Annotated in this window: 9 protein-coding genes and 1 pseudogene; 6 read left to right on the top strand and 4 right to left on the bottom strand. The window is 71.3% G+C overall.

Annotated features, from left to right (window positions below):
• From H3O04_RS29065 to H3O04_RS29090, 6 genes and pseudogenes are all read left to right on the top strand, one after another.
• Positions 1-213: pseudogene (locus H3O04_RS29065) on the top strand (low molecular weight protein-tyrosine-phosphatase); the annotation flags it as partial.
• Positions 210-2,483, top strand: a complete 2,274-nt coding sequence (locus H3O04_RS29070; RefSeq protein ID WP_202588988.1) for a polysaccharide biosynthesis tyrosine autokinase — start codon at positions 210-212, stop codon at positions 2,481-2,483. The pseudogene H3O04_RS29065 and the gene H3O04_RS29070, both read left to right, overlap by 4 nt.
• On the top strand, positions 2,480-3,700 hold the full coding sequence (locus tag H3O04_RS29075; protein ID WP_202588989.1) for a glycosyltransferase family 4 protein: 1,221 nt from the start codon (positions 2,480-2,482) through the stop codon (positions 3,698-3,700). Before H3O04_RS29070 ends, H3O04_RS29075 begins: the two co-directional genes overlap by 4 nt.
• Positions 3,700-4,863 (top strand): polysaccharide pyruvyl transferase family protein, encoded by a 1,164-nt coding sequence (locus H3O04_RS29080; protein ID WP_202588995.1) that lies wholly within the window; start codon positions 3,700-3,702, stop codon positions 4,861-4,863. Before H3O04_RS29075 ends, H3O04_RS29080 begins: the two co-directional genes overlap by 1 nt.
• A complete protein-coding gene (locus tag H3O04_RS29085; RefSeq protein WP_202588990.1) occupies positions 4,860-6,155 on the top strand; it encodes a lipopolysaccharide biosynthesis protein in 1,296 nt (431 codons plus the stop codon). Before H3O04_RS29080 ends, H3O04_RS29085 begins: the two co-directional genes overlap by 4 nt.
• Positions 6,145-7,194, top strand: a complete 1,050-nt coding sequence (locus tag H3O04_RS29090; protein WP_202588991.1) for a hypothetical protein — start codon at positions 6,145-6,147, stop codon at positions 7,192-7,194. Before H3O04_RS29085 ends, H3O04_RS29090 begins: the two co-directional genes overlap by 11 nt.
• Positions 7,195-7,201: 7 nt before the next feature.
• On the opposite strand, the gene H3O04_RS29095 is transcribed toward H3O04_RS29090, so the two are convergent.
• The 4 genes from H3O04_RS29095 to H3O04_RS29110 all read right to left on the bottom strand — a co-directional run.
• A complete protein-coding gene (locus H3O04_RS29095; RefSeq protein WP_202588992.1) occupies positions 7,202-8,197 on the bottom strand; it encodes a beta-xylosidase in 996 nt (331 codons plus the stop codon).
• 214 nt (positions 8,198-8,411) lie between these two features.
• Positions 8,412-9,995 (bottom strand): DHA2 family efflux MFS transporter permease subunit, encoded by a 1,584-nt coding sequence (locus H3O04_RS29100; protein ID WP_202588993.1) that lies wholly within the window; start codon positions 9,993-9,995, stop codon positions 8,412-8,414.
• On the bottom strand, positions 9,992-11,116 hold the full coding sequence (locus H3O04_RS29105; protein ID WP_023477893.1) for an HlyD family secretion protein: 1,125 nt from the start codon (positions 11,114-11,116) through the stop codon (positions 9,992-9,994). Before H3O04_RS29105 ends, H3O04_RS29100 begins: the two co-directional genes overlap by 4 nt.
• 59 nt (positions 11,117-11,175) lie before the next feature.
• A partial coding sequence (locus H3O04_RS29110; protein ID WP_202588994.1) for a TolC family protein occupies positions 11,176-11,814 on the bottom strand: 639 nt, incomplete at its 5' end.

Raw genomic sequence — 11,814 nt, forward strand, 5'->3', positions numbered from 1 at the left:
TTCCTGCGCGGCCGCGTGTTCCGTCTCGGCGAGTACGCGCGGATCGCCGACGGCGCGCCGCTCGGCGTCGACATCCCCGACCCCTACCGCGGCACGCGCGACGACTTCGTGCGCTGCGCGGCGCTGATCGATCTCGCGGTCGGCAGCTGGCTGCCGCGGCTCGCCGCGCGCTGGCCGCACATCACCGCCTCCTTCTCCGGACCCCAGCCATGACGAGTACCGCTTCCCCCGAACGCGAGATCGACCTGATCCGCGTGCTCGACGTCCTGCGCCAGGCACGCTGGACGATCGCGTCGATCACGGCGGCCTGCGTCGCCGCCGGCGCGCTGTATGCGTTCGTCGCGCCGCCGATCTACCAGGCCGACCTGATGATCCAGACCGACGATGCGACCGACGCCGCGTCGAAGAACCTGCTCGGCGATGCCGCGTCGTTCTTCAACGTCGCGTCGCCCGCGTCGGCCGAGGCGCAGATCCTGTCGTCGCGGCTCGTCGTCACGCGCGCGGTGGAAGACCTGCGCGCCTATATCGTCGCGGCCCCCGCCCGCGTGCCGATGATCGGCGCGTTCGTCGCGCGCTTCAACGACGGCGCGGTGAAACCCGGCCTGTTCGGTTTCGGCGGCTATGCGTGGGGGCAGGAGCGGATCGACGTCGTGCGCTTCGACGTACCGACGCGCGCGGAAGGCGACACGTTCCAGGTCGTGCGGCTCGACGACACGCGTTACCGGCTCACCGGCGCGAACCTGACGGCCGATGCGGTCGGCACGATCGGCCGCACGGAAACCTTCGACACGCGCTACGGCCCGCTGCACCTCGACATCACCGGCTTCGACGCGCTGCCCGGCACGCGCTTCACGCTGGTGCGTCAATCGCGCGCGGAAACGATCGACACGCTGCGCACCGCGCTCGACGTCCAGGAGAAGGTGAAGCAATCGGGTGTGCTCGTCGCGTCGCTACGCGGCCACGATCCCGTCGACATCAGCGCGACGCTCAACGCGATCGCCAACCGTTACGTCGAACAGAACATCGCGCGCCGCACGGCCGAGGCCGCGCAATCGCTCGCGTTCCTGAACGAGCAGTTGCCGATCGTGAAAGGCCAGCTCGAGCGCGCGGAAACGCGTTACGCGACCCTGCGCAGCCGCACCGGCTCGGTCGATCTCGAGGAAGAAGGCAAGGTCGTCCTGCAACAAGGCGCCGACCTGCAGACGCGCCTGCTCGAACTGCAGCAGAAACACGACGAACTGTCCCGCCGCTTCCTGCCGACGCACCCCGACATGGCCGCGCTCGACGCGCAGCTCGCGACGTTGAAGCGCCAGCAGGGCGCGCTCGACGCGCGCATCGCCCGGCTGCCCGCCCAGCAAAGCGAGGAAGTGCGCGCCCGGCTCGACGTGAAGGTGAACGCGGACCTGTACACCGCGCTGCTGAACAACACCCAGCAACTCGAACTCGTGCAGGCCGGCAGGACGGCGAGCGTGCGCGTGGTCGATGCGGCCGTCGCGCCGGCCGATCCGGTGCGGCCGAACCGGCCGGTCGTGATCGCCGCCGCCGCGCTGGCCGGCCTCGCGCTCGGGCTGATCGCCGCATTCGCGCGCGAATTCCTGTACGGCGGCCTGACCGCCGTCGACGAGATCGAGCGCCACACGTCGCTGCCGGTGCGCGCGGTGCTGCCTGCCGCCGCCCGCCAGCGCAAGCTGATGCGCGCGGTCGAACGTCATGACCCGGGCCTGCACGTGCTCGCGTACGACGATCCGTACGAACCGGCGATCGAAGGGCTGCGCAGCCTGCAGACCGCACTGCACTTCGCGCTCGCCGATCGCGCGCATCCGCTGGTGCTGGTCACGGGCCCCGCACCCGGCACCGGCAAGTCGTTCGTATCGGTCAACCTCGCGGCGGTGCATGCGGCGAGCGGCCGGCGCGTGCTGCTGATCGACGGCGATCTGCGCAAGGGCTATCTGCACCAGTACTTCGGACTCGAACGCGGCGCGGGCTTCGCGGCGCTGCTCGCCGGCCGCGCGCACGCCGACGACGCCATCCGGCGCGACGTCGCGCCGAATCTCGACTTCCTGCCGACCGGCGAACTGCCGAGCGCGCCGACCGCGCTGCTGCAGCAGGCCGGCCTCGGCGCGCTGCTCGCGTCGCTGCGCGCGCGCTACGACCTCGTCGTCGTCGATTCCGCCCCGCTGCTCGCCGCCACCGACTCGACCTGGCTCGGCGCCCATGCCGACGCGACGCTCCTCGTCGCACGCGCGGGCTCGACGCGGGCCGGCGAACTCGTCGAAGCCGCGAAGCGCCTGCCGCAGCGGCCCGACGCCCAGCCCGGCGTCGTGCTGAACGGCCTCGATCCGCGCACGGGCGCATCGGCCTTCGGCTCGAAATACGGCGGCTACCGCTACGAAGCGTACCGCTACACGTGCGACGCGCGGCGCTGTACGCACCTCGCCCGCCTGCGCGCGGCACTTCAACGTCTGCTGCGGAGGTCCGCATGAGCGACATCGCATTCGCGCCGTCATTCGACGAGCGCGCCCCCCTTCAACCCGACACGCACCCACCGGCTTCGACCCCCGCCGCGCCGGCGCTGCGCATCGCGCTCGTCGTCGAAGCCGCCGGCGGCGGTGTCGCCGTCCACCTGACCGACCTGATCGCCGGTCTGCACGCACGCGGCTACGCGGACATCCACCTGATCGCGCCGCTCGGCGAGCGCTTCGACGACGCGATGCTGGCCGACGCGGCCGCGCGGTGCAAGACCGTGCACCGGCTGCCGCTGCGGCGCGCGGTCGGCGCACACGACCTGCGCGGCATGCTCGCGCTGCGCCGGCTGTTGCGCCGGATCCGGCCCGACATCGTGCACAGCCACAGCTCGAAGGCCGGCGCGCTCGCGCGCCTGTGCCGCGGGCCCTGGAAGCAGGTCTACACGCCGCATGCGGTCTATACGCTGAACCCGACGCTGTCGCCTGCGAAGCGCGCGTTCTACGGCAGCGTCGAACGCGTGCTCGGCAATGCGTGCTCGGACGCGGTGATCGCCGTGTCGCAGGACGAAGCCGATCACCTGCATGCGCTCGGCATCGCGCGCGAGCGCATCCGGCTCGTCGAGAACGGCGTCACGCCGCCGATGCTGCTCGCGCGCCAGGCGGCACGCATCGCGCTCGGGCTGGCCGATCACCCGTTCGTCGTCGGGTTCGTCGGGCGGTTCGATCACCAGAAGGGAATCGACCGCCTCGTGCGGATCGCGCGCGTACTCGACGAACGCTTCGGCAATCGCGTGCAGGTCGTCGCGGTCGGCTCGGGCGACTTCGACCGGGCAGCGGGCGACGAGGCGCACGACCTGCCGGCGAACCTGCGCATCGCGGGCCGCGTCGACGCCGCGCGCCGCTACTTCTCCGCGTTCGACCTGCTCGCGCTGCCGAGCCGCTACGAAGGGTTTCCGTACGTGTGCCTCGAAGCCGTCGCCGCACGGGTGCCGATCGTGGCCACGCAGGTGTCGGGCGCGACCGAGCTGATCGCCGACCACCGCGTCGGGCTGACGGTATCGAACAGCGACGATCCGGCCGCGTTCGCGTCGATGGTCGGCCGGCTCGTCGAGCATCCGGCCGCGCACCGGCTGATGCGCGAACAATGCGCACGCGCCTACCCCCATTTCTCGGCGGACGCGATGGTCGATCGCACCCTCGCCGTCTATCGCGACCTGCTGCGGGAGAACGCATGATGAGCCGCCCCGTTCACGTGGCGCTGCTGCACGCGTACAGCGCACGCAACTCCGGCGACGGGCTGCTCGTCGAGCTGTCGGTCGGGCTGCTGCGCGGCGCGTTCGGCGCCGACACGCGCGTGTCCGTCGTCGCGGCCGATCCCGCGTCGTTCCCCGCTCATCCGGACGTGCGGCCCGCGCCCGTGCTCGCCGCCGGCGCCGCCGGGCGGCTGATCGGCGCGGCGATGGCGGCGCTGCCCGTCGGCGCCAATCCGGCGCTGGCCGACCTGCGCGGCCTGCTGAAACAGGTCGACCTGATCGTCGGCGTCGGCGGCGGCTACCTGCGCGCGCGCAACAGCGTCGAGGCGCTCAAGCTCGAAGCCGGGCACCTCGTGCAGATGCGTGCGGCACGCGCGGCGCGCAAGCCGGCCGTCTATCTGCCGCAGAGCATCGGCCCGGCTGCCGGCAATGCGATGCTCGCCGGCCACCTGACGTCGCTGCTCGCGGGCTTCCACACCGTGTTCGTGCGCGACGATCGTTCGATGGCGCTGCTCGCCGCCAACCCGAACACCCGGCGGGCGCCCGATCTCGCGGTGCTCGAATTCGGCCGTCGGGCGGCCGGCCTGCGCGAGCACGCGCATGTGCCGCCGGCCCGCCCCGGCCACATCGCGCTGGTGCTGCGCCGTCCGCCCGCGTGGAACGCCGCGCAATGCGCGCGTTACCACGCGCAGACGAAAGCGTTGATCGAACGGCTCGGCGCGTTCTGCCGCATCACGTTCGCCGTGCAAAGCACGGGGCGCGGCAACGACGACGCCGCGTACTACCGGGAACGCGGCTTCGACGATACGCGCACGCTGAAGGACGTGCTCGCCGGCGACACGCCCGATGCGGTCGTCTCCGTGCGCCTGCACGGCGCGCTCGAGTCGATCCTGCATGGCGTGCCGGCCTATCACCTGAGCTACGAGCGCAAGGGGTTCGGCGCGTATGCCGATCTCGGCGTCGGCCACTGGGTCGCGAACGCAGCCGATTTCGATGCGAATGCGGTATGCGACACGCTGTTCGCCCCCGACGCGCTGCGCCGCTTCTGGACGCAGACCGACACCGGCATCGCGCGGCTCGCCCGCGAACGCGAGCGAATCGTCGCCGCGCTGCGGGCTGCGCTCCACGACGGAGCGGCGCGATGAAGGCCGCATCGTCGCGCCTCGCGCTGCGGGTCGGTGCGCTCGGCCTCAAATTCGTGCTGACGATCGTCGTCGCGCGCACGCTCGGCTTCGAAGCGGTAGCCGTCTATGGTGTCGCGCTCGCGGTGTCGGTCGTCGCGTCGAAGGTACTCGGCCTCGGCTTCAGCACCGAAATCAACCGGCGGCTCGCCGGCCCCGATCCGCGCGATGCGATCCGGACCTGCATGCGGCTCTCCGTGCTGTATGCGGGCGTCCATGTCGTGCTGTGCGGCGCGGCCGCGCTGCCGGTCGGCGCGTTCTTCGGGCGGCCGCGGGCGGGCGCGCTGGCCGACGTGCCGCTCGTCCTGGTGACGCTCGTCGCATGCGCCGAACATGCGGCGCTCGAAGTCAACACGTGGCTGTTCTCGCTGCATCGCGCCCGCGCGGCGTCATGGCTGCTGTTCGTGCGGACCGGCGCGTGGGCCGGCGTCGCGGTCGCCGCGCTCGCGGCGCGCGTGGTCGGGTCGATCGACGGCGTGTTCGCGATCTGGCTCGCCGGCGACGTGATCGTCGTCGCGCTCGGCTGGCTGCTGATTTCGCGCACCGCGCGCCGGCTGCCGGCGATGCCCGCGCTATCGGCCACGCGCTTGCCGCTCGCGACGGTCTGGCGCAGCGGCGCGCCGTTCTTCGTCGCGTTGCTGCTGCTGTCGGTGCTGCAGTATCTCGAACGCTTCGTCGCATCCGCGATGCTCGATGCGGGCGAGCTCGGCCGCTACGTGTTCGTCTGGTCGATCGCGAACGCGATCCAGACGATCGCGTCGGCCACCGTCGCGGCGGTCGCCGCGCCGCGCCTCGTGCGTGCGCTCGACTGTCCGCGCCGCGCACCACAGGCGTTTCGCGGCGAACTGGCGCACGCGTTGCGCGGGTCGGCGATCCTGACCGGCGCGGCCGCGCTCGCGATCGTCACCGTGCATCCGCGGCTGTTCCGGCTCGCGCATGAAGGCAACGACCTGCCGTCGACGGTCATCCTCGCGATCCTGCTGCTGTCGTTCGTGCTGCGCGCCGCGTGCGACGTGCTGTGGGCCGCCGCCGTCGCGTTGCGGGCAGGCCGCGTGGTCGCGTGCGTGATGGCCGTGCTGACGCTCGCGTGCGTACCGATGACGATCGCGCTCGTGCATGACGGGCACGCGATCGGCGCAGCCGTCGCGCATCTCGTCGCGAGCATCGCGGTGTTCGCGTGGCTCGCATGGATCGTGTCGTCGCGCGCCCCGACGGTGCGCCGCGCCATCCGGCCGGGAGCGGCCGATGCTGCGTAAGCTGATCGCGAGCGGTCCGCTGCTGAGCCGCGGCTTGCGCAATGCCGTCGCCGCGTGTCTCGCGCTGCTGTACGTCGGCGTCTATGCGAATGCGCGCGCGCTGCTGCCGGAATTCATCTTCCGCGACGCAGACAAGATCCAGACGCAGATCGGCGGCGGCTCGACCTACGACGGCTCGTCGTTCGACGCGGTCGGCAAGCTGTACCAGGCGCTCGGCGGCGCCGGCACGGCCGTGTTCGTCGTCGCGCTGGGCGTCGCCACGATCTGGATCGCGCTACGCGCGACACGGCGGCTCGGCGCGCTGGTCGCCCATCTCGCGTTGATTGCGCCGTGCCTGTTCTTCAACCTGTTCGTCGCGAGCAAGGACACGCTCGTCGTCGCGATGTCGATCGCGGTGCTCGCCGTTGCGCGCGTACGCGGGCCGGCCGACGCGATGCCGATCGCCGTCGTGCTGTATCTCGGCTATGCGGCGACGATCCGCAGCTACTTCGCGTTGATCGTCGCGATCGCGCTCGCGGCATGGGTGTGGCGCCGGGTGTCGACGCTGCCGAGGCTGGCCGGCGCATTGCTGGTCGTCGCCGTGCTCGTCGCGCTGCCGAATGCCGCCTATACGCTGCTTCAGCAGCCGCGCGACCTCGCGGTCGACTATCTCGTGTATGCGTCGCCGTTCGGCGCGCGCACGAGTTTCTACAATCCGTTTCCGCCCGATTCGTTCGTCCATTTCGCGGGCAACTATGCGTATTCGCTCGTGCGGCTCAACCTGCCGGTGCTGTTCTCGTTCGATCCGAAGGGATTCGCGATGCAGGCGCTGGTCGCGCTGTTTCTCTGCGCCGCATGGCGACGCGTTCCCGTGCGGCGTGCCGGTGAAGGTGGAAACGGTCTGCCCCGCAACGGCGAACTGCTCGCGTGCCTGCTGCTCGGCCATGTCGCGGTCTCGATGCTGTTCGAGCCGGATCTCGGCAGCTACCTGCGGCACCTGTCCAGCGTCGCCTTGTTCGCCGTCGCGCTGTGGTCGATCCGCACGCGCGAGCCGGCTTGACGGTCGGCTACGGCTTCGACGTCGTCGCGCGCAGCGACGCGCGGGCCGCCTCGAGCGCGGGCTTCGGCGACCGGTCCGCGCGCACGAGCCCGTAGCTGCGCTGCGCCGCATCGCTCGCATTCGCCGTATCGGCCCATTCGTAGACCGACAGCAGCGGCGTGCCGAGCGTCGCGCGCGCATCGAGCAGCATGCGCACACGGCGCGCCTGCCGCGCGTTGCCATCGACGCCCGCCGACGCCGCGCCGTCTTCGGTCACGAGCGCCGGCAGGCCGTAGCGCGCGCGAATGTCGCGCGCGGCATCGCGGATCTGCGGCGGCGTCATCCCGTACGCGTGGTACGACACGGCGTCGAGGCACGCGGGTGATGCTGCAACCATGCCGGCCAGCAGACGGTCGGGCACGCTGCCGGGCAGCGGCGGCCGTGCGAAGCCGAAGCCGACGACCGGAGCGGACGGCCGGCGCGCGGCCAGGCCGCGGCACACGCCTTCGGCAAACGGCGGGAAGGTGTGCGCGACGTCGCCGGTCGGCCAATAACGGCCCAGATCCGGTTCGTTCCACAGCTCGATCGCCACCAGCGCGCGGTCGTATCGCGCGGCGAGCTGCGTCACCGCGCCGGCCAAACGGGCGCCGGCCGCCACGAGCGACGGGCGGTCCATCTTCGCTTCGCGCGCTCCATCGTCTTGCCCCAGCGGCGCGAGCATACGCACGGTCAGCAACACCGGCAGCCGAGCCGCGCGCGCCGCCGCGAATGCCTCGTCGACCTGGCGACGGTAGTCCGCACGATCGAGACGATCGGTCCATACGCCGAAGCGGACGAAGTCGAAGCCGGTCTGTCGGATCTGCCGCGCATCGGCGGGCGTCAACGACTGGATCTTCGTCTGGACGCCGACAAGCGGCCGGCCCTCGGACGCGGCCGGCCAGCGGGCGCGGTCGTCGGCATGGGCGGGCGGAAGTGCCACGAAACACAGTGCGACGGCGACGAACAGCGTGGAAATCCGGAGCATGGGCAGGAGAACGATCGGGCATGCCGGCAGCATGTGACGCGTTGCGCAACGAACCTGCATGCGCACGGCCGGCGGAAAACAGGGGCATCGTGGCCGATCGTGCATTGTTGCAGAGCCGCGCGCTCGCCACCATCGGACCGGTCCGAGCGCGTTCGTCTCCGTGCCCGCGCACCGCCCGCGGGCACGCCTGCCCGGCCCGTTGCGGCCCCCGCCGCTACGCCTTCTTCCTCCCCCTCAACACGAACGCCGCCGCCGTACACCCGATCATCGCGATTCCCGCGATCAGGAACGTATCGCTGTACGCCATCAGCAGCGCCTCGCGCATCACGCGCTGGTTCACGAGCCCGAGCGCCATCTCCTGCACGCCGGAGATCGATCCGCCGGGCAGCACGTCCGCGCGCGGCGCATGCACGCGGGCAAGCAGCCGCGCAAGCATCGCCATCCGCTCCTGGAACGCTTCGGAAAACGGCGTGACCGTCTCGCCGATACGCATCGCATGCAGCTTCTGCCGCTCGACGACGATCTGGCTCATCACCGCGATGCCGATCGCGCCGCCGACGTTGCGGACCATGTTGAACACGCCCGACGCGGAGCCGAGCTGCGCCTTCTCGATCCCGTCGACGGCCATCACGGCCAGCGCGATCACGACGAACGACTGCCCGATCCCGCGCACGATCAGCGACGGGACGATCACGTTCGATGCCGCATCGGCGTCGAGATGGATGTTCATCAGGCAGCCGGCCGCGACCAGCACGAAGCCGAGCACGATCGTCGTGCGCGGGCTGGTGCGGCGCATCAGCGGCGGCGTCAGGAACGACATCGCGAACTGCACGAGCCCGTACGGAATCATCGCGAGGCCGATGTCGCGCGCGCTGTAGCCGTGCAGCTCGGCGAAGTAGTTCGGCACGAGGAACACCACGCCGAACACCACCGCGCCGAACAGGAACTGCATCAGGCTCGCGATCCCGAAGTTGTACTGGCCGAGCAGCCGCAGGTTGATGAACGGCTCCTTGCGCCGCAGCTCGATCGCGACGAACGCCGCCAGCCCGAGCGCCGCGACGATCGACAGCTCGACGATCAGGTCCGACGCGAACCAGTCCTTGCGCCCGCCCTCCTCCAGCACGATCTGCAGCGCGCTCAGGCCGACCGCCATCGTCGCGATGCCGAACCAGTCGGCCCGCCTGAGCATCCCGAGCTGCACCGGCACGGGCCGGATCGCCCAGCCGATCGCCGCGACCAGCGCGATCGCCGGCGGAATCTGCAGATAGAAGATCCAGCGCCACGAATACATGTCGGTGAGCCACCCGCCGACCGACGGCCCCGCCGCCTGCGCGACGTTGTTCGCGATCGCGAACAGCGCCATCCCGAGCGGATGTTTCGACGGCGGCAATTCGGTGACGATCAGCTGGAACGACAGCGGGATCAGCACGCCGCCGAACGCGCCCTGCAGCGCCCGCGCGATGATCATCGTCGAGATGCTCGGCGCGACCGAGCACGCGAGCGAAAACGCGAGAAAGCCGGTCGCGCCGACCAAGAGCACGCGTCGCGCGGAAAACACCTGCACGAGCCAGCCGGTGAGCGGAATCACGACGATCTCGGCGACGAGGTACGCGGTGGTGATCCACGAGCCTTCCTCGAAGCTCGCGCCGAGCGAGCCGCGGATGTCGGGCAGCGACGCATTGGTCACGTGCACGTTCATGCCGGCCATGAAGCAGCCGAACACGCCGCCGAGCACCGCGACCCACGCGCGCAGCGAAACGGTGTCTTCGTGCGCAGCCTGCGCGGTCGTCGTGCTCACGTGCCGGCCCCTTGCGTGCCGCGCGTGTCGACGCGCGCGATCACCGACATCCCGGGTCGCAGCACGACACCGGCCGGCGGCGCATCGACGCGGATCTTCACCGGGATGCGCTGCACGATCTTCGTGAAGTTGCCGGTCGCGTTGTCGGGCGGCAGCAGCGCGAACTGCGCGCCCGAGCCCGGCGCGAGGCCGATCACGCGGCCGTGCAGCGTATGGCCCGAATAGGTGTCGACGTCGATCTGGACGGGCTGGCCGTCGTGCATCGCGCCCAACTGCGTTTCCTTGAAGTTCGCGACCACGTACACGTCGCTCAGCGGCACCACCGCGAGCAGCGGCATCCCGACTTCGACGTACTGGCCCGCCCGCACCGCGCGCTGGCCGACGCTGCCGTCGCGCGTCGCGCGGATCACCGTGTGGTCGAGATCGAGCTGCGCGAGCGCCAGCTTCGCCTGGGCCGCCGCAAGCCGCGCACGCGCCTGCGCGATCGCGGCCGTGCTCTGTTCGCGGCGGCGCTGCAGCACGGTCTGCTGGTCGGTCTGCACCCGCACGGCGGCGCCGGCGCGGGCCAGTTCGGCGCGCGCCTTCAGCGCATCCGCGTGGGCCTGTTCCCAGCGCTGTCCGCTCGCGGCGGATTCGGCCAGCAGTTGCTTGTAGCGCGTCGCATCGGCGTCGCGCCGTGCGGCTTCGGCGCGCGCGGCGGCCGCGTCGGCATCGGCCTGCGCGATCTGGCTGCGCTGCTGGCCGATCTGGGCGTCGAGCGTCGAAGCCGCTGCCTGCTCGGCTTGCAGCGTCGCGTCGGCCGCTGCCACGGCGGCCTGCGCATCGTCGACCTTCGCGCGATAGTCTCGATCGTCGAGCCGCACGAGCACGTCGCCGCGCTTCACCGGCTGGTTGTCGTCGACGGCGACCTGCGTGACGTAACCCGACACGCGGGAGCTGACGGTCACGACGTCGGCGCGGACATATGCGTCGTCGGTGCTTTCGATGAAACGGCCGACGGTCCACCAGTGCCAGCCGAACACGGCGAGCGCGATGACGGCGAGCACGACGCCCGCGGCGATCAGTTGGCGCCGGGAGAACCGGGCGGTTTTGGCTTTTTCGGGTACGGCAGTCGTGCTCATGATCGGAATGATGAGTTGGCGTGCAAGAGAACGGACAGGGACACTGCGAACGCGGCCGGCTACGGTTGCCAGCCGCCTCCGAGCGCCTTGAACACGGCGACCTGGTCGAGCGAGACCTGCTGCGTCGACTCGGCCAGCGCCGAATCGACCGCGACGAGGCTGCGCTGCGCGTCGAGCACGCCGAGGAAATCGAGGGCGCCGGCTTCGTAGTTCAGCTCGGCGAGGCGATAGGCGCGCGCATGTTCGGCGCGGGCGGTTTCGAGCGCGGCGCGGCGGCGCCACGCGGCGCCGTAGCGAGCCAGCGCCTGCTCGGTTTCCTTCAGCGCGCGCAGCACCTGCGCATCGAATTGCGCACGGGCGAGCGTGTCGTCGGCGCGGGCCTGCGCGAGCCGCGCGCGGCTCGCCGCCATGTTCGGGAAGCGCCACGTGATCAGCGGGCCGACGCCCCAGGCGATCGCGTACTTGTCGCCGAGCGTCGACGGATCGCCGCCGGTCGACAGCCAGTTCACCGAGCCGCCGAGCGAAATCGACGGATACAGCTCGGCCGTCGCCACGCCGATCCGCGCATTCGCGGCGGCCAGCTGGCGCTCGCTCTCGCGCAGGTCGGGGCGGCGGCGCAGCAGCGACGCGCCGTCGCCGACCGGGAACGGCCGCGCCAGTACGGGCGCGGTGCGGCAATGCGCGGCGGCGTCGGGCAG

Source organism: Burkholderia sp. KCJ3K979 (assembly GCF_016759955.1).
In the GTDB taxonomy this organism is placed as follows: domain Bacteria; phylum Pseudomonadota; class Gammaproteobacteria; order Burkholderiales; family Burkholderiaceae; genus Burkholderia; species Burkholderia orbicola.